The organism is Diaphorobacter limosus (assembly GCF_033100095.1).
Taxonomy (GTDB): Bacteria; Pseudomonadota; Gammaproteobacteria; order Burkholderiales; family Burkholderiaceae_C; genus Alicycliphilus; species Alicycliphilus limosus.
On record NZ_CP136921.1, the window covers coordinates 671,586 to 689,739 of the forward strand.

The 18,154-nt window shown below is 64.6% G+C and carries 17 protein-coding genes and 1 pseudogene; 5 read left to right on the top strand and 13 right to left on the bottom strand.

Annotated elements, in window-relative coordinates:
- Positions 1-75 precede the first annotated feature (75 nt).
- Positions 76-1,014: a LysR family transcriptional regulator gene (locus P4826_RS03265; protein ID WP_317702529.1), complete on the bottom strand. Its 939-nt coding sequence runs from the start codon at positions 1,012-1,014 to the stop codon at positions 76-78.
- Between the two features lie 108 nt (positions 1,015-1,122).
- On the opposite strand from P4826_RS03265, the gene P4826_RS03270 reads away from it, so the two are divergent.
- The gene (locus tag P4826_RS03270; protein ID WP_317702530.1) at positions 1,123-1,824 is read left to right on the top strand and encodes a pirin family protein; all 702 of its coding nucleotides are present in this window, start codon (positions 1,123-1,125) and stop codon (positions 1,822-1,824) included.
- Positions 1,825-1,836: 12 nt separating this feature from the next.
- Here P4826_RS03270 and P4826_RS03275 read toward each other — a convergent pair whose 3' ends face one another.
- Genes P4826_RS03275 through trpB form a run of 4 tightly spaced genes read right to left on the bottom strand, consistent with a single transcriptional unit; the run spans position 1,837 to position 4,927 of the window.
- Positions 1,837-2,580 carry an arginyltransferase gene (locus P4826_RS03275; RefSeq protein WP_317702531.1) on the bottom strand — a complete coding sequence of 248 codons (744 nt, stop codon included), beginning with the start codon at positions 2,578-2,580 and terminating at the stop codon, positions 1,837-1,839.
- Positions 2,577-3,329 carry a leucyl/phenylalanyl-tRNA--protein transferase gene (gene aat, locus P4826_RS03280; protein ID WP_317702532.1) on the bottom strand — a complete coding sequence of 251 codons (753 nt, stop codon included), beginning with the start codon at positions 3,327-3,329 and terminating at the stop codon, positions 2,577-2,579. Before aat ends, P4826_RS03275 begins: the two co-directional genes overlap by 4 nt.
- 28 nt (positions 3,330-3,357) lie before the next feature.
- Positions 3,358-3,696 (bottom strand): YggL family protein, encoded by a 339-nt coding sequence (locus tag P4826_RS03285; protein ID WP_317702533.1) that lies wholly within the window; start codon positions 3,694-3,696, stop codon positions 3,358-3,360.
- 22 nt (positions 3,697-3,718) lie between these two features.
- Positions 3,719-4,927: a tryptophan synthase subunit beta gene (gene trpB / locus P4826_RS03290; RefSeq protein ID WP_317702534.1), complete on the bottom strand. Its 1,209-nt coding sequence runs from the start codon at positions 4,925-4,927 to the stop codon at positions 3,719-3,721.
- A 230-nt stretch (positions 4,928-5,157) separates the two neighbouring features.
- Here trpB and P4826_RS03295 point away from each other — a divergent pair, with 230 nt between their 5' ends.
- Entirely contained in the window at positions 5,158-5,550 is a 393-nt protein-coding gene (locus P4826_RS03295; protein WP_317702535.1) for a hypothetical protein, read from the top strand.
- Positions 5,551-5,567: 17 nt separating this feature from the next.
- Here the strand turns inward: P4826_RS03295 and P4826_RS03300 are convergent, their stop codons facing one another.
- The 8 genes and pseudogenes from P4826_RS03300 to P4826_RS03340 form a co-directional block, all read right to left on the bottom strand.
- On the bottom strand, positions 5,568-6,587 hold the full coding sequence (locus tag P4826_RS03300) for a nucleotidyltransferase domain-containing protein (RefSeq protein WP_317702536.1): 1,020 nt from the start codon (positions 6,585-6,587) through the stop codon (positions 5,568-5,570).
- 340 nt (positions 6,588-6,927) lie between these two features.
- Complete coding sequence (locus P4826_RS03305) at positions 6,928-7,107, bottom strand: hypothetical protein (protein WP_317702537.1); 180 nt, start codon at positions 7,105-7,107, stop codon at positions 6,928-6,930.
- Positions 7,108-8,271: 1,164 nt separating this feature from the next.
- A pseudogene (locus tag P4826_RS03315) lies at positions 8,272-9,057 on the bottom strand (transposase); the annotation flags it as partial.
- Positions 9,058-9,752: 695 nt separating this feature from the next.
- Positions 9,753-10,649 (bottom strand): 3-hydroxyisobutyrate dehydrogenase, encoded by an 897-nt coding sequence (mmsB, locus tag P4826_RS03320; protein WP_317702538.1) that lies wholly within the window; start codon positions 10,647-10,649, stop codon positions 9,753-9,755.
- 111 nt (positions 10,650-10,760) lie between these two features.
- The gene (locus P4826_RS03325; protein WP_317702539.1) at positions 10,761-11,177 is read right to left on the bottom strand and encodes a TfoX/Sxy family protein; all 417 of its coding nucleotides are present in this window, start codon (positions 11,175-11,177) and stop codon (positions 10,761-10,763) included.
- Between the two features lie 67 nt (positions 11,178-11,244).
- Positions 11,245-12,405 carry an acyl-CoA dehydrogenase family protein gene (locus P4826_RS03330; protein WP_317702540.1) on the bottom strand — a complete coding sequence of 387 codons (1,161 nt, stop codon included), beginning with the start codon at positions 12,403-12,405 and terminating at the stop codon, positions 11,245-11,247.
- Between the two features lie 24 nt (positions 12,406-12,429).
- Complete coding sequence (locus tag P4826_RS03335; protein ID WP_317702541.1) at positions 12,430-12,822, bottom strand: lysozyme inhibitor LprI family protein; 393 nt, start codon at positions 12,820-12,822, stop codon at positions 12,430-12,432.
- Complete coding sequence (locus P4826_RS03340) at positions 12,819-14,336, bottom strand: CoA-acylating methylmalonate-semialdehyde dehydrogenase (RefSeq protein WP_317702542.1); 1,518 nt, start codon at positions 14,334-14,336, stop codon at positions 12,819-12,821. The genes P4826_RS03335 and P4826_RS03340 overlap by 4 nt, the downstream gene beginning before the upstream one ends.
- Before the next feature lie 123 nt (positions 14,337-14,459).
- On the opposite strand from P4826_RS03340, the gene P4826_RS03345 reads away from it, so the two are divergent.
- The 3 genes from P4826_RS03345 (at position 14,460) to P4826_RS03355 (ending at position 18,132) form a co-directional block, all read left to right on the top strand.
- The gene (locus P4826_RS03345) at positions 14,460-15,359 is read left to right on the top strand and encodes a LysR family transcriptional regulator (RefSeq protein WP_317702543.1); all 900 of its coding nucleotides are present in this window, start codon (positions 14,460-14,462) and stop codon (positions 15,357-15,359) included.
- Between the two features lie 57 nt (positions 15,360-15,416).
- A complete protein-coding gene (locus P4826_RS03350) occupies positions 15,417-16,028 on the top strand; it encodes an isochorismatase family protein (protein WP_317702544.1) in 612 nt (203 codons plus the stop codon).
- Positions 16,029-16,227: 199 nt separating this feature from the next.
- A complete protein-coding gene (locus tag P4826_RS03355; protein ID WP_317702545.1) occupies positions 16,228-18,132 on the top strand; it encodes a propionate--CoA ligase in 1,905 nt (634 codons plus the stop codon).
- Positions 18,133-18,154: the final 22 nt, after the last annotated feature.

The following is an 18,154-nucleotide window of genomic DNA, read 5'->3' on the forward strand; positions in this document are numbered from 1 at the left end:
TTCGTGCAACTTTCGTGCAATGGGAGGGCAATGCAAAGACAGCAATGACTCTACACGCGCCGCACCCGCCGCGGATCAGAAATGGTGGTGATTTTCCAGCAGCGCCTGGCGTGTGGCCTGGCTTTGCAGCTGCCCCAGCCACCATTGCAGCGCTCGGCCCGGCACCGAGCTGCCCGATCCACCCCACTGGTAGCACATGCGCACGTTGCGCGGCGGGCGGGCCACGGCGCGCGCCACCAGGTGGCCGGCCTGAACATACGGGCGCACCATGGGTTCGGGCAGAAAACCCGCGCCCAGGCCGCGCAGCTGGGCCTGGATCTTGGCACGCATGTTGTCCACGGTGAACACGTCCTGCCCCGGCAGAATGCCCATGGTGACCTGGCTCTGGCGGGCCGAATCGGCCACGGCAATCAGGCGGTGCGCGCGCAGCTGGCTGTCGCTGATGGGCTCGGGCAGCCTGGCCAGCGGGTGGTGCGGTGCGACCACGAAGATGAAGCGCAGCTCGCCAATCGGCGCGGCCTGCAGGCCCGCGACGTTGCTGGCGCCTTCGGTCACGCCTATGGCCAGGTCGGCGTGGCCCGAGGTCAAGGCCTCGGCCGTGCCGCTCAGGATGCCGTCGCGCCACTTCAGGCGCGTGGGCGGCTCCAGGGCGTAGAAGGCCTCCACCAGCTCCAGCATGGTGGTGGGCGAGATTACGCCGTCCACCGACAGCGTCAGTTGCGGCTCCCAGCCCGTGGCCACGCGGCGCACGCGGTTGGCGATGGCGTCCACGTCCTCCAGCAGGCGCCGGCCCTCGCGCAGCAGCTCTAGGCCGGCGTCGGTGGGCCGGGCCTGGCGCGCGCTGCGGTCGAACAGCAGCACATCAAGCGCGTCCTCGATCTGGCGCACGCGGTAGGTCAGCGCGCTGGGCACCAGGCCCAGCTGGCGCGCGGCGGCGGCAAAGCTGCCGGTCTCGGCAATGCTTTGTAGCAGGCCGAGGTTGTCGGGGGTCAGCACATTGCGGGTGTTTTGCATGATTGGAGGCAATCTGTTCAAACGACTTGAATGATGCCTTCAAGCCCATAGCCCCCGCAAGCCAGCGTACCGACCTACAGTGACCGGTAGACATTGAAGGACTACCGCATGCTGACCATTCGCAAATCGCAAGACCGCGGCCACGCCGACCATGGCTGGCTCAACTCGTACCACAGCTTCTCGTTTGCCGGCTATTACGACCCGCGCCACATGGGTTGGGGCAATCTGCGCGTCATCAATGAAGACCGCATTGCCCCCGGCACCGGTTTTGGCGCGCATGGCCACCGCGACATGGAGATCATCAGCTACGTGCTCTCGGGCGAGCTGGCGCACCAGGACAGCATGGGCAACGTGAAGGGCATACCGCCGGGCGACGTGCAGCGCATGAGCGCGGGCTCGGGCGTGATGCACAGCGAGTTCAACCACGCGCCGGATCAGGTGACGCATTTTCTGCAGATCTGGATAGAGCCCAACGTGCGCGGCATGGCTCCCAGCTACGAGCAGGTGACCGTGCCCGAGGTCGACAAACGCGGCGCGCTGCGCCTGCTGGCCTCGCCCACGGGCGGGCCGGGCGTGGTGCGCATCCATGCCGATGCGTCGCTGTATGCCGGATTGTTTGACGGCGGCGAGTCAGCCACCCTGGCACTGAACGCCTGCCGCAAGGCCTATGTGCATGTGGTGCGCGGCGCCCTGCATGTCAACGGCACGCCCTTGCTGGCGGGCGATGCCGCGCTGCTGGCCGATGAGCCGCAGGTCAGGCTGGAGCAGGGCCAGGATGCCGAGGTGCTGGTGTTCGACCTGGCGCCGTAAGGCGCTTTCGTATCAGGCCACTGGCGGTGCCTGCCACTGCCCGTTCAGCAGCAGCTCATGCGGCACAAAGCGCGCCTTGTAGTTCATCTTCGGGCTTTGCGCTATCCAGTAGCCCAGGTAGACATGCGGCAGGCCCAGCGCATGGGCCTGCTGTATCTGCCACAGCACGTTGTAGGTGCCATAGCTGGCGCCCGGGTCGGCGTCGTAGAAGGTGTAGACGGCGGAGATGCCGTCCTCCAGCACGTCGAGTATCGATACCATCTTCAGCGCGCCCGGCTGCCCGTCCAACCCCGGCTCACGGAACTCCACCAGGCGTGAATTGACGCGGCTTTGCAGCAAGAACTGCGTGTACTGGTCGATGCTGTCGTGATCCATGCCGCCGCCGGTGTGGCGCGCGGTCTGGTAGCGCAGGTAGAGCTGGTAATGCTCGGGGATGTAGCACAGGCGCAGCACGCGCGCCTGCAGGCCGGCATGGCGCTTCCAGGCGCGGCGCTGGCTGCGGTCGGGGCGGAAGGCGTTCACCAGCACACGCAGCGGCGTGCAGGCCTGGCAGCCATCGCAAAACGGCCGGTAGGTGAACATGCCGCTGCGGCGAAAACCCCGCGCCACCAGGTCGGAATACACGGCGTTCTGGATCAGATGGCTGGGCGTGGCCACCTGCGAGCGCGCCTGCCGCCCGGGCAGATAGCTGCAGGGGTAGGGCGCCGTGGCATAGAACTGCAGGCTTTGTAGCGGAAGATCGTTGAGCTGGGTCACGCCGCAGGGCTTGAGGGCAGGAGCTCGTCCCAGTATACGGATTCAAAGCGCCAGTTGCAGGCCGGCAAAACGCGCGCTTGCTCCACATGGCGCAGAAACTGGGCGCGCTCGATCTCGCGCGCGCCCAGCGATGCCAGGTGGCCGGTGTTCTGCTGGCAGTCGATCAGCGCCACGCCGCTGCGCCGGCACAGGCAGACCAGCGCCGCCAGGGCAATTTTTGATGCATCGGTGGCATGCGCGAACATCGATTCGCCAAACACCGCCCGCCCCAGCGCCACGCAGTACAACCCGCCCGCCAGGCGGCCATTCACCCAGGTCTCCACGCTGTGCGCATGGCCGGCGGCGTGCAGCGCCGAGTAGGCCCGGACTATCGCGGGCACGATCCAGGTGCCCGACTGGCCATCACGCGGCGTGCGCGCGCAGGCCTGGATGACGTTGACAAAAGCGCTGTCCACGCGCACCTCGCAGCCCGGTGTGGCGCGAAAGCGCTGCAGCGTGCGCCGCAGCGAGCGGTGCAGGCGAAACTCGGCCACCGGCAGCACCATGCGCGGATCGGGGCTCCACCACAGGATGGGCTGGCCGGCGCTGAACCAGGGGAAGATGCCCTGGGCATAGGCCTGGAGCAGGCGCGGCACATCCAGCGTGGCTCCCGCGGCCAGCAGCCCGGGCGCGGCCGAGTCGGGGCCACAGCCGCTGGACGGCGGCGGGAAAGGGTCGTCGGGCCCAAGCCAGGGCAGGGGTGCTGTCATGCGCGGGCCTTGGGTCTTGGGCCGTGGGTCAATCCTCCACGTACCAGGCATCCTTGAGGCCACTCACCGTGGCCTCGCCCACCTCGGGCTGGGCGGCCAGCCAGGCCTGTGTGGCCTGGCGGTCTTCGTTGCTGGCCGAGCCGCGCGTGAAGGCGGTCACAAAGCCCTCGCGCACCCAGCCGGCGGCTGCCAGGTTGCGCGGCACCAGCAGCTCGCGCACGAAGCGGTCCATCAGCGCCTCCTCCTGCTCGGGCGAAAGCTCGGCCTTCACCTTCAACTCATACTCGAAGCCGAATTCCTGAAACTCGCCAATGCGCATCTTCTTGCGCTGGCGGCGGCTGCGTTGCTTGTTCGGTGGCAGTGCCATGCTCAAAACTCCTTGAAAAAAATCAGATGCCCAGCAGCTTGGCGACGTAGTCCGCGTCCTTGTCGCCACGGCCCGACAGGTTGATCAGGATGTTGCAGTCCTGGGGCAGGCTTGGCGCCACGCGCATGGCCCAGGCGACGGCATGGGCGCTTTCCAGCGCCGGGATGATTCCCTCCACGCGCGACAGCTGCATGAAGGCATCCAGGCATTCCTTGTCGGTGACGGCTTCGTACTGCACGCGGCCCAAGTCCTTCAGGTAGCTGTGCTGCGGGCCGACGCCGGGGTAGTCCAGGCCCGAGGCAATGCTGTGCACGGCGGCGGGCACGCCCGGTTCGCTCTCCAGCACATAGCACTTCATGCCGTGAATTTCGCCGGGCTTGCCCATGCTCAGGGTGGCGGCGTGGCGGCCGGGCTTGTCGGTGCCCTCGCCGGAGGGCTCGACGCCGACCAACTTCACATCGGCGTCATTCAAGAAGGCCGTGAATATGCCCATGGCGTTGCTGCCGCCGCCCACGCAGGCCGCCACATAGTCGGGCAGGCGGCCATGTTTGGCCTGGAACTGCTCGCGCGCCTCGCGGCCGACAATGCTCTGGAAGTCGCGCACCATCATCGGGAAGGGGTGGGGGCCGACCACCGAGCCAATGGCGTACAGGTAGTCGGTGGGGTTCGTCAGGTACTCGTCAAAGGCGCTGTCCACCGCCTCTTTCAGCGTGGCCGCACCGCGCGTCACCGGCACCAGCTTGCAGCCCAGGATGCGCATCTTGGTGACGTTGGGGTGCTCCTTCTCGATGTCCACCTGGCCCATGTGGATCTCGCACGGAATGCCCACCAGCGCGCAGGCCGTGGCCAGCGCCACGCCATGCTGGCCGGCGCCGGTCTCGGCGATCACCTTCTTCTTGCCCATGAACCTGGCCAAGAGCGCTTCGCCCAGGCAGTGGTTGATTTTGTGCGCGCCGGTGTGGTTCAGGTCCTCGCGCTTCAGGTGGATCTGCGCGCCTTTCAACTGCTCCGACAGGCGCCGGGCATGAAAGATCGGGCTGGGCCGGCCCACGTAGTCGGCAAACAGCTGGGCCAGCTCGTCCTGGAAGTCCTGTCGCTGGGTGATCTCGGCATAGGCAGCATTGATGTCGTCCATGGCCTGCTTGAGATGCGGCGGCACAAGCTGGCCACCGTAGGGGCCAAAGAAACCAGCGGCATCGGGCATGGGAGCGAAGTGGGTGGAGGCAGTCATCGCGGTGCAGGAGAAGGGGGTTGAAAATGCAGGTGTGTCAAATTCAAAATTAATAGCTGTAAGCGCTTATCAAATAAGGGCTGAATGGCATTTTGAATGGGTGTCACACAAGGAGCCAGATCAGGGGCCGGCCCACGGCGGCATGCGCAATATACGCGCAGTTGCACGGCACTTTGCGCGATTCGCCACCGCGCTTGCAGCGCCTTGCGGCACGGCAGCAGAATCCGCCCATGCACCTGCAGCCCTACCAGAGCGTGGACGGCATGCCATTCACGGCCACGCGCGACGACATCATCCGCGCCCACGGCCCGCCGCACAGCGAAGAACGCAACAACATCGGCCTGACCGCGCTGGACTACGGCGCGCTGGTCTACCGCTTTCAGGACAGTGGCCGGCTGGAGGAAGTCACTGCCCGCGCCCAGGTGCTGCACCTGGGCGCACTGGCGATACCGCTTGGCACCCTGGCCATGTTCGTGCGGGCCAACGACAGCGCCGCCTTCGAGCGCGCGGGCTTTCTCGTCAGCCCCCGCTACGGCATTGCCTTTGTGCTGGATGAGCCCTGCTGGGTGACGGCACTGGCGCGGCATTGCCTGCCGCAGTGGGAGGCGTTGCGGGCGGGATAGACGCAATAGCCGCAAGCTCACAGCGCCAAGCGCTGATCAAAGCCTTGGTCTGGAAAGGCCCGGCACAACGATGCAAGCCCGCCCTTGAGCTTGGACTCCCAACTTTTCCCGCGTGCCACCACGTCATTCCAAATCTCCGTCACCAAATCCGCATCTTCGGTCAGCAGGTAATCCAGAAGATGCGCGGCCTGGGCAATGTCTTTGCTTGCCTTAAGGCGCATCTCCATGGGCCGCAACTGCGACACGATCAGCTTATGCAAAGCGTAGCGCTCGGGCCTGGGCACGTTGACGGCGATGCTGCCGGAGCGCAGGAGCAGGCTCGCCGGCAAGGGGGATTCCATGGAAAGCTCCATGAAACGCAAAGGCTGCAGCGTGACGTTGAGCGCCGGGATGTGAACCGGCGCATCGCCCCTGCGTCCCATGCTGGTCAGAAAGTCGATGTCGAAGTCCGGCTCATCCGGCTTTTTGTAGGTGGTCTGGCTGACCACGGGAATAAACCCCATCTGCAAGGACTCCAAGGCGCCACGGGTGTCCACGCGAACGTCGGACTGCATGGCGATGGAGAGGTTTTTGCCCGCATGCGCAAAGTCCAGGTCCAGCGTCATTGCCCCACCTACCCAGCGCACGCCAAAGTGGTTCTGGTAGGCGATGAAGGCATGGGTGCCCACCAGCATCCCACCGGCCCGGAAGAATCCGTAATCACTCAACCGATCAATGACACGCCCGTGCGCGGCAGGGATGGGCGTGCAGCCGTACTCAATAGCGGCCCGTGCCATGCTTTTGATGGCCTGCGCCCCGGCGTGACGCAGGCCGTCGCCATGTGCCGCGATCAACTCCCTGATGGGCGGTTCATCCGGCCCCAGATAAATCTGCGTCACCGAGCCCGCCGGGTTCTTGAGCTGGTAGTACCAATAGGTGCGCCCCTTCACCGTCTTGGTCGTGAAGCCCCCCGGCAGATCGGCCACACACCGCTCCAGCTCACGCTGCCGGGTGGCTACATCCAGGCCCGAAAAGGCCGCTTGGGCGGCGGCAGGCAAGGGTTGGTAAAGGGCACTCACATGTACTACCAAAAATAAAAAGGTAGTATAACCCTTGGAGATCACCTTTGGCGGCCACCAGCAAATCGGCATCAGCGCCGCATGGGGTGTGGGCCAATGACCCGCTGTTTGGCACTCTGGCTGCCTTCGTGCCGGATGAGCCTGGCTGGCTGACCGCGCTGGCGCTTTCACCCACAAAATCAAAATCAGTATCTGATTGGATGGACTTGTTCAATTGGAGAATATTCAAAGCCAATGCAAAAACCAGAATGCATGCGGTTTGGCGATGTTTTTATAATCGGTCGCGCACATCCTGTTTTCAGCATTCAAAGCCTGCTATTCAGGTATTTCCAGGTAATACGCTGGTATCGGCAGGCGCCAATGAATCCGGTGGCGATTCAACTGCCTGGGTATCTGGCTCGGAGCCCTTGGTGAGTTTGCGCTGATTTTTCTCTTCCTTCTTTTTCTTCTTCTCCAGTTCGCGCTGACGTTTTTCGAATGAATAGTTGGGTTTTGCCACGCTCACCTCGCAGGAATTTAATTTGGGGAGCCATGATACACCACCGAGGTTGGTCAAATTTACAAGGGGTGTGTCGAGCCCCGGCTAGAGGCGCTTTGCGGCAAGGCCGAGCCTATCGGCGAAGGCGGGCCTGGTTAAGCTATAGGTTGGCGTAAAAAGGCAGGGGAGCGATTGTAGGCAAGGGGTGAGCGCTATGAAAAACGAAGTCGTCAACGCATGAAAGGCATGCGTTCGAGCGAAAAAACAATAACCTGTGAGCCCTGCCAACGCAAGTAAAGCGTAGTGCCCTTAGGTGAATTCCGAGGAGCAGGAAATGCGCTATTAAAAATATCCGTCAATATAATATTTTGATAATTAATAAATAATTTATTGGCTATAGTTTTAAATTGCTTTTTTATGAGATTGCTTGAATTCGTGTGGCTGTGGAATAAAAATGAGGCGTTCCACATGAAATGACGAAGGGCCCTTCTTTCGGCTAACGCCCTGAGTTCAACCGCCGCCGCAGGCGGTCAGCTGCAATGCAGAGTTAGGCAAAGGAGCTTTTCTGGCGTTCAGAACTTCACTGCAATTCGCTTTGTTGCTTCCTGATCGTGACTCCAGTTGGTTGCTGTTCCGCAAACCATCCAGCGACCGTTATCGTTTGCCGAGACGACAGCTCTCCAACCAGACCAGTCACCAGTGCTGGCGTTGTCGATGATTTGGCCGTCTACAAACGGTTTAGTGATGGCATCGCCTCCGCTACGGTTGGAGAGTACAACTTTCTTAGGACGGGCTTTCGAAGGTAGTCTCACGCAGACTACTGCGCAGGAGGCGCCGTCTTTTCGCCCCATTCCTTGATTCCATAGTCGGCCCTGCAAAACCCAGCCAGCCCCCATAAACACTGGGTTTGCGCTGTTTCCCCGACAGCTCCATCCCCCGAGAATCAATTCACCAGCCATTGATTTCTGAGAGTTTTGTGATGCCCCAGCCCGGTCAAACCGCCGACTTCTTCCGCCAACCACTGGCCGAGATGATCGACCTGCACCACCCGCTGGCGGTGCTCGCCAGCCGCCTGCCCTGGGCACAGATCGAGGCAGCGCTGGCACCGCACTTTGCTCGCCAGGCACGCGAGGGCCGTGCAGTGGCACAAGACGACCTGTTTGGCCCTTCTGTGCAAGTGGCTGGCGGCGCAGTCGCCGCCGCAGGCCGTCCGCGCCTGCCCATCCGCCTGATGGCCAGCCTGGTGCGCTGGCGCTTGACGGTCTTCTTGAGTCGCTTGAACTGCTTGGCATGGGCGTAGCCGCCGGCCTTGCGCCGCAAGGCCTTGCCTTCGCGCACAAAGGTCTGCTTCAGGGCAATGCCCGCCCGCTTGGCGGCGATCACCACCTTGTGGCGGGCGATCTCCAGCAGGCGTGAGTCCACCGGGTGGGCAATGGCCTTCTCCTGCACCGTGGTGTCCACGATCAACCGCTCGAACTCGGCGGGCCCGATGGCCCTGGAGGTGACGGCCGTGTCGATGGTGGCCTTGAGCAGTTCTTCCACGCCGGCCTCGCCAATCGCTGTACGAAAGCGTCCGATCTGCGTGGCGTCACACGGCAGGCGTGGTTCGTAGAAGCGCATGCCGCTGAAGTGCTGCCAGACCACGTTCTCCGCCCAGCGCTGCACCAGCTCCTCGTCGCTGAGCTTGTTGGCGTGCTTGAGGTACAGCAGGCTGGCCATCAGGCGGATGGGCAGGCGCGGACGGCCTGCGGCGGCGACTGCGCCGCCAGCCACTTGCACAGAAGGGCCAAACAGGTCGTCTTGTGCCACTGCACGGCCCTCGCGTGCCTGGCGAGCAAAGTGCGGTGCCAGCGCTGCCTCGATCTGTGCCCAGGGCAGGCGGCTGGCGAGCACCGCCAGCGGGTGGTGCAGGTCGATCATCTCGGCCAGTGGTTGGCGGAAGAAGTCGGCGGTTTGACCGGGCTGGGGCATCACAAAACTCTCAGAAATCAATGGCTGGTGAATTGATTCTCGGGGGATGGAGCTGTCGGGGAAACAGCGCAAACCCAGTGTTTATGGGGGCTGGCTGGGTTTTGCAGGGCCGACTAACTAACAGTTGCTGAAACAGAAAAGGCTCACTTTGCGCTTAACGAAAGTAGTTGAGCAATGTGGTGCGAAGCGCCACGTTGCTCGAACGAAGGGTTCTGCGACGTTGGAGCGGGGCACCCAAAAAACCTGAGTTTTGTAAACAGACGATGTGCACCACTGACCCAAACAATGCCTGATGCTCATGCTGCGCTGTAAAGATGCGTCCACATAAGCTCGCTTATGTCGCGCGCTTGAAAGCGCAGCACACGCTATCAGATTTTTCTTGTTTTATAAATACCCGTCGTTTGTGTTATCAGTCGCATATTTCAATTATGCGGCGCAGCTCTAATGTCGAAGAACTAGAGTTAGGCGACGTTGGCGTCAAAAGGCTAAGTTGCCTAACTCGACGCAACCTGCAATTACCCAAGATGAATGGTCATTTCTTGCTGTTTAGGAAAACCTAATTTTTCCCGGATCATCAATAGGTGGATTTCAACTTTGAAGTGCAACATTCACCAATCGGCTGCATTAAAAAGCAAAAGGCGCTGCAGCCCATGCTGCAGCGCCTATTTTTCTAATGCAATATGGTATTTTTTACATTACCCTTTTTTCTGCAACATCTTTATCACACTCGAAAAATCCTCGCCCCCATGCCCCGCAATGCTGTGCGCGGCATAAATGGCCCGGGCCAGGCCGCCCAGCGGGGTGCTGGCCTTGACGGCGGTGGCGTTTTCCTGGGACAGGCCTAGGTCTTTCAGCATCAGGTCTGTCCCAAAGCCGCCGGCGTAGCCCTTGCTGGCGGGGGCGTTTTCGTGCACTCCTGGGTAGGGGTTGTACTTTTCCAGCGCCCAGTTGCCGCCCGAGCTGCGGCGCATGATTTCGCTCAGCACCGTGGGGTCCAGGCCGTTGGCCACGCCCAGGGCGATGGCCTCGCTGGTGCCGGCCATGAGGATGCCAAGCAGCATGTTGTTGCAAATCTTGGCGGTCTGGCCGGCGCCCACGCTGCCGGCGTGGAAGATGTTCGTGCCCATTTTTTCCAGCAGGGGGCGGGCGCGTTCCAGATGGGCATCAGTGCCGCCGACCATGAAGGTCAGGGTGCCGGCGATGGCGCCGCCGGTGCCGCCGGAGACCGGCGCGTCGATGAAGGCGATGCCTGCGGCGTCCAGCGCCCTGGCCACTTTCTGGCTGGTGGCGGCTGCGATCGTGGAGCTGTCGATGACCAGTGCGCCCTTGGCGATGTGGGGCAGCAGGGCGGGCGCCCTGTCGCTGCCCAGGTACAGGCCTTCCACATGGGCGCTGGCGGGCAGCATGCTGACGATGGCCTCGGCGCCTTGCACGGCGTCCTGGGCGCTGGTGGCTACTTGCAGGCCCTGGGCCTTGACCTGGGCGCAGGCGTCCGGGCTCAGGTCGAAGGCCTTGACGCTGTGGCCGGCCTTGTGCAGGTTGATGGCCATGGGGGCGCCCATGTGGCCCAGGCCGATGAATGCGATTTGCATGGTGGGGTCTCCTGTGGTGGGTGAAGTGGGACTATGAAATTGGTAGCTTTTGGCGCTTGATGGGCGGGCGTTTTGGCGGATTTGACTGTGTGTCTGGTGTTTTGGCGGCCCTCACCCCGGCCCTCTCCCAGGGGGAGAGGGAGGAATACCGGGGGCCGTCTTGCCGCGCGGGCGCGTGGCCTTGGCGCTTGGGTTGTAGGCCAGGGCGGCGTCTATCCAGTGGCGCCATTGGGCGCGCGTGGCGTAGGCGGCGGGGGTGACCCAGAAGTAGCCGGCCATGCCGCCGCGCGGATCCAGCTCGTGCAGGCCGGGGGTTTCGGCGATTGCTTCGTGCTGATCCGGCGGCAGGCGCACCAGCAGGTTGTCGCCCTTGACGGCCAGGCAGAGCTTTCCGTTCACCATGAAGGCGTGGCTGCCGAACAGCGGGCGCTCCTGCACGTCTGCCTGCGCGTCCAGGCGCTCGGCCAGGGCGTCCTGCACGGCGGCGATGAGGTGCAGCGCTTCGTCGGGCAGGGGGCGGGCGGGCATGGTGGGTTTATGGTCAAAAAGGCCGCTAGCGCCCGTCCATCAAGCGTTAGCAGCTATATTTTTGTGACTAGCGGATGGCATCCGGCGCGTCGCCGTCCAGCATGCGCCGGCCGATGATGACGCGCATGATTTCGTTCGTGCCTTCCAGGATCTGGTGCACGCGCGCGTCGCGCAGCAGGCGCTCCAGCGGGTATTCGCGGATGTAGCCGTAGCCGCCGTGCAGCTGCAGCGCATCGTTGATGACATTGAAACCCGCGTCGGTGGCAAAGCGCTTGGCCATGGCGCAGTAGGTGGAGGCGTCGGGGGCGCCGGCGTCCAGCTTGGAGGCGGCCAGGCGCACCATCTGGCGCGCGGCGACCAGTTCGGTGGCCATGTCGGCCAGCTTGAACTGCAGCGCCTGAAAGCTTGCCAGCGTCTTGCCGAACTGCTTGCGCTCCTGCATGTAGCGCTGGGCGTGGCCCAGGGCGCCTTGCGCGGCGCCGACCGAGCAGGTGGCAATGTTGATGCGCCCGCCGTCCAGGCCCTTCATGGCTATCTTGAAGCCCTCGCCCTCGCGGCCCAGCAGGTGGTTGGCGGGAATGCGCACGTTGTCAAAGCTGATGGTGCGCGTGGGCTGGCTGTTCCAGCCCATTTTTTCTTCCTTCTTGCCGTAGTGGATGCCGGGCAGGTTGGCCGGCACGGCAAAGGCGCTGATGCCGGCGGCACCGGCGTCGCCGGTGCGCGCCATCAGCACCAGGATGTCGGTGCTGCCGGCGCCGCTGATGAAGGCCTTGCTGCCGTTGAGGACGTATTCGTTGCCTACCAGTTCGGCGCGGGTCTTGATGGAGGCGGCGTCGGAGCCGCTGCCGGGCTCGGTCAGGCAGTAGCTGGCTAATTTTTGCCCGGTGGTCAATGCCTCGCCCCATTGCTCGCGCACTTCATCGGTAGCCCAGGTGCCCAGCATCCAGGTCGCCATGTTGTGGATGGTGATGAAGGCGGTGGTGCTGGGGTCAACGGCGGCCAGCTCTTCGAAGACCAGGGTGGCGTCCAGGCGCGGCAGAGCCAGGCCGCCAGCGTTTTCGGGCGCGTACAGGCCGCAAAAGCCCAGTTCGCCGGCCTTGGCAATGGCGTCGACCGGGAAGATGCCCTCGGCGTCCCATTCGGCGGCATGCGGCGCCAGCTGGCCTTCAGCAAAGGCGCGGGCGGTGTCGGCAAAGGCGCGCTGGTCTTCGGTCAGTTCAAAGTTCATGGCGGGGCCTCCTGGTCGTTGGTTTTATGGTTGCGGCGCCTGGCCGTGGTGCAGCCAGTGGCTCAAGGCCTGGCGGCGCGCCTGGGTCTGTGCCGTCAGGCATTCGTGGTACAGGCGCGGCCATTCGGGAAGCGCTTCGTTGGTCCGCTGCGCTTCTTTGCATCGGGTGATGCGGGCGCGCTGCCAGTTGGCGTGATCCTGGCGCAGGCCAGGGCGCTCGTGGGCCGACAGGGCGCGCATCACATCACCGTACTGGATCTGGATGGCCGTGTCGGCCTCCTGGTAGTCGCGCACCGCACAGGCATTGGTCTCATCCACCGTGCCGCCGGGGCGGCAGGCGCCGCCGGCCTGCGCCCAGGCGGCCTGGCCCACAAGGCACAGCGCAAGGGCAAGGGCGGCAGCGCGCGGGCCGGTCACTTCAGGCTGATGGTGGTGTTCACGCCATGGTGCAGCGTGCTGTCGTCAAACCAGCGGGCCGTCACCGTCTTGGTCTGCGTGTAGAACAGCACCACCTGCTTGCCGTAGGGGCCCAGGTCACCGAGCTTGGAGGCGCGGCTGCCGGTGAACGAGAACAGCGGGACCGGCACCGGCACGGGCAGGTTGATGCCCACCTGGCCGACGTCGATGTCCTCCTGGAACATGCGCGCGGCCGCGCCGTTCTGCGTGAAGATGGCCGTGCCGTTGCCGTTGGGGTTGGCGTTGATGAACTCGATGGCCTGCTCCAGGTCGTCGGCGCCGGCGATGCACAGCACGGGGCCGAAGATTTCCTGGTCATAGACGCTCATGCCGGGCTTGACGCCGCTGAAGATCGTCGGGCCGACGAAGTTGCCCTTCTCAAAGCCGGGCACGTTGGGCTTGCGGCCGTCCAGCTCGATGACGGCGCCGTCGGCAATGCCGCGCTCGATCAGGCCCTCGACGCGCTCGCGGGCGGCGCAGGAGATGACCGGGCCCACGTCGGTGCCGGGCGTGCTGCCGGCCGAAATCTTGAGCGCCTTGGCCTTGGCGACGAAGTCGGGAATCCACTTCTGCGCCTCGCCCACCAGCAGCACCACCGAGATCGCCATGCAGCGCTGGCCGGCCGCGCCGAACGATGCGCCGACGATGGCGTTGATGGACTGCTCCTTGTTCGCGTCGGGCAGGACGATGGCGTGGTTCTTTGCACCCATCATGCACTGCACGCGCTTGCCGGCCAGGCTGGCGCGGTTGTAGACGTGCGTGCCGACCTTGGTCGAGCCGACGAAGCTGATCGCCTTGATGTCCGGGTGGTCGCAGATGGCGTTGACCACGTCCTCGCCGCCGTGCACCACGTTCAGCACGCCGGGGGGAATGCCGGCCTCCAGCGCCAGCTCGCACAGGCGCATGGTGACCATCGGGTCCTGCTCGGAGGGCTTGAGCACGAAGGTATTACCCGTGGCAATCGCCATGGGGAACATCCACAGCGGGATCATGGCGGGGAAGTTGAACGGCGTGATGCCGGCGCACACGCCCAGCGGCTGCATCACGGTGTAGGTGTCCACGCCGCTGGCCACGTTGTTGGCCAGCTCACCGAGCTGCAGGTTGCCAATGGCGGCGGCATGCTCCACCACCTCCAGGCCGCGGAACACATCGCCCTCGGCGTCGGGCAGGGTCTTGCCCTGTTCGGCCGTCAGCAGCGCGGCCAGCTCCTTCATGTTTTCGCGGATCAGCTGCTGCAGCTTGAGGAAGATGCGCGCGCGGGTACCGATGGGGGTCTTGCGCCAGGTCTTGAAGGCTTCCTTGGCGTTGGCCACGGCGGCGTTCACCTCGTCGGGTGTAGCAAAGGGCACGCGGGCCAGCACCTCTTGCGTGGCGGGGTTGACCACGTTGCGCCACTGGGTGGTCTTGGATTCGACCAGCTGGCCGTTGATCAGCAGCTTGACGGTGGGGGCTTGTACGGCGGTGGATGCGTCCATGGCGCTGGTCTCCTGGGTAGGGGTGGTGGATGAATGGGTGCCATGGTACGTGTGCGAAATTACCCATGCAATAGATAATTGCGCACTTCAGCTTTGCAAATTTGCACATCGCAATCGACCACCATGGACTGGGACAACTTGCGCTACTTTCTTGAGCTGGCCCGTACCAGCACCCTGGCCGCGGCCGCGCGGCGCACGGGCGTGGAGCACACCACGGTGGCGCGGCGCATCCAGGCGCTGGAAAAGCAGATGGGCGCGCCCCTGTTCGCGCGCGAGGCCACCGGCCACCGCCTGACCGAGGCCGGCCGCCAGCTGCTGCCCGCGGTGGAGGCCATGGAGGCCGCCGTGCTGGGCATGGAGCGCGCCGCGCCGGCCAACGCGGCCAGCGGCGGCCCGTCGGGCCTGGTGCGCGTCGGTGTGTCCGAGGGCTTTGGCACGCTGATCCTGGCGCCGCAGCTGGCGCGCCTGACACAGCGCCACCCGCACCTGTCCATAGACCTGCTGGCGCTGCCGCGCATGCTGCACCTGAGCCGGCGTGAGGCCGACATCGTCATCTCGCTGGAGCGGCCCAAGCGCGGATCGGTCATCGTCACAAAATTAGCCGACTACCGGCTTTACCTGTACGGCCAGCGCGAATACCTGGCGCGCCGCCCGCTGGTGGCGCGGCGCGAAGACCTGCGCCACCACGATTTCATCAGCTATGTGGACGATCTGTTGTTCAGCAAAGAACTGCAGTTCATCGACCAGCTCTGGCCGCCCGAGCGCTTTGCCCTGCGCTCAACCAGCATCACCGCCCAGTACGAGGCCGTGCGCGCCGGCGCCGGCCTGGCCGTGCTGCCGGCCTTTCTGGCCGACCGCGACCCCATCCTGGCGCGCGTGCTGCCGCACGAGGCGGTATTCACCCGCACCTTCTGGATGAGCATGCCGGCCGAGGGCAAGCACCTGGCGCGCATGCAGGCGGTGTGGGGCTTTCTGAAAGAGGTGGGGGCGAAAGAGGGCGCGCGGCTGGTGCCGGCCGCATAGCCCCCGCCGCCCGCCTGCGACAATGACCGCATCTTTGTTTCTGACCCCGTGACCGCCATGCTGCTTGACGCCACCGAATCCCAACTCGTGCTCGTGGACTACCAGGAACGCCTGATGCCCGCCATTTTTGAAGGCCAGGCGGCGCTGGCCAACGCCATCAGGCTGGCGCAAATCGCCCGCCTGGTGGACGTGCCCGTCTGGGGCACCGAGCAAAACCCCACGCGCTTGGGAGGCAACGACGCGCAGCTGCGCGCCCTGTGCCAGCGCACCCTGTCCAAGATGCACTTCAGCGCCGCGGCCGATGGCCTGGGCGCCTGGCTGCGCCCGCCGGCCAAACCCCAGGGCGGCAATGCGCGCAGCCTGCCCAAGCACCTGCAAAAGGCGCGCGAGCAGGAACAGCAGGCCATCGAGCGCCCCAGCATCGTCATCGCCGGCTGCGAGGCCCATGTCTGCCTGCTGCAGACGGCGCTGGAACTGCTGGAGGAGGAGTTTGAAGTCTGGGTCGTGACAGACGCCTGCAGCTCGCGCACCGAACGAAACCGCGACGCCGCATTCGACCGCCTGGCCGGCGCCGGCGCCGAGCTGGTGACCACCGAGATGGTGGCCTTCGAATGGCTGCGCAGCTGCGAGCATCCGGCGTTCAAGGACATGCTGGCGTTCGTCAAGTAAACCTGGGTAGCGCCATTTCAGGACACTAGCCGGGGGAAGGTGGGATGGGGTCAGGGTCACGCCTGCAGGTGTGTTTTCAGCGCGCGCCAATGCCCATCTGGCACGTCAGCTTCCCGCAAGCGCCATGTGAATAATTATGAATTTTGGATAACCCCTTGCCGCGCCACACCGGCGCACGCCACTCCCAGGAGACAGCACCATGGCCGCAGCCCCAGCCAACTACGCCGATTTCCACCGCCGCTCGATTGACGAGCGCGACGCCTTCTGGGCCGAGCAGGCCCAGCTGATCGAATGGCAGCAAGCGCCGCAGCAGATCTGCAACTACGACAAGCCGCCGTTTGCCAAGTGGTTCGTGGGCGGTACCACCAACCTGTGCCACAACGCTGTCGATCGTCACCTGGCGGCGCGCGCGCAGCAAAACGCGCTGGTGGCCATTTCCACCGAGACGGATACCGAGCGCGCCTACACCTTCGCCGAATTGCACGCCGAGGTGCAGCGCATGGCCGCCGTGCTGCAGTCGCTGGGCGTCAAGCAGGGCGACCGCGTGCTGATCTACATGCCCATGATTGCCGAGGCCGCCTTTGCCATGCTGGCCTGCGTGCGCATTGGCGCCATCCATTCGGTAGTGTTTGGGGGCTTTGCCTCGTCCTCGCTGGCATCGCGCATCGAGGATGCCGAGCCCACTGTCATCGTCAGTGCCGATGCCGGCTCGCGCGGCGGCAAGGGCGTGCCCTACAAGCCGCTGCTGGACGAGGCCATCGACCTGTCGGCGCACAAGCCCGCCGCCGTGCTGCTGGTGGACCGCGGCCTGGCCCCGGCTGCCATGCGCGCCGGGCGCGACCACGACTGGGCGGCGCTGCGCGAGCAGCATATGGACGCGCAGGTGCCCTGCGTGTGGCTGGAATCCACCCACCCCAGCTACACCCTGTACACCAGCGGCACCACCGGCAAGCCCAAGGGCGTGCAGCGCGACACCGGCGGCTACACCGTGGCGCTGGCGGCCAGCATGAAGCATATTTTTGATGCACAGGCGGGCCAGACCTACTTTGCCACCAGCGACATCGGCTGGGTGGTGGGCCACAGCTACATCATCTACGGCCCGCTGCTGGCGGGCATGACGACCATCATGTACGAGGGCCTGCCCGTGCGCCCGGACGCCGGCATCTGGTGGAGCATCGTCGAGAAGTACCAGGTCACGCATATGTTCTCGGCCCCCACGGCCGTGCGCGTGCTGAAAAAACAAGATCCCGAGTACCTCAGCAAGTACAACATCAAGAGCCTCAAGGCCCTGTGGCTGGCCGGCGAGCCGCTGGACGAGCCCACGGCAACGTGGATCAGCGGCGCGCTGAATGTGCCCATCATCGACAACTATTGGCAGACCGAGACCGGCTGGCCCATCCTCACGCTGTGCAACGGCGTGCAGCAGCAGTCGCCGCGCTTTGGCAGCCCGGGCAAGGCGGTCTATGGCTACAACGTCAAGCTCATCGACGAGGCCACGGGCCAGGAGCTGACCACCCCCAACCAGAAGGGCGTGGTGGCCATCGAAGGCCCGCTGCCCCCCGGCTGCCTGCAGACCGTGTGGCGCGACGACGAGCGCTTTGTCAGCACCTACTGGAACAGCATCCCCGGCCGCCAGGTCTACAGCACCTTCGACTGGGGCATCCGCGACGCCGACGGCTACTACTTCATCCTGGGCCGCACCGACGACGTGATCAACGTCGCCGGCCACCGCCTGGGCACGCGCGAGATCGAGGAATGCATCGCCGGCCATCCGAATATTGCCGAGGTGGCCGTGGTCGGCGTGGCCGACCAGCTCAAGGGCCAGGTGGCCATGGCCTTTGCCGTGCCGCGCGATGCCTCGGGCCTGGTGGACGACGCCGCGCGCCTGAAGTTCGAGGGTGAGGTCATGAAGCAGGTGGACAGCCAGCTGGGCGCCGTGGCCCGCCCGGCGCGCGTGATCTTCGTCAACCTGCTGCCCAAGACGCGCAGCGGCAAGCTGCTGCGCCGCGCCCTGCAGGCCGTGGCCGAGCGCCGCGACACCGGCGACCTGACCACCATGGAAGACCCGGTGGCGCTGCAGCAGATCAAGGATCTGATGGGCTGATCGGGCCGGAATTCACTCTTGT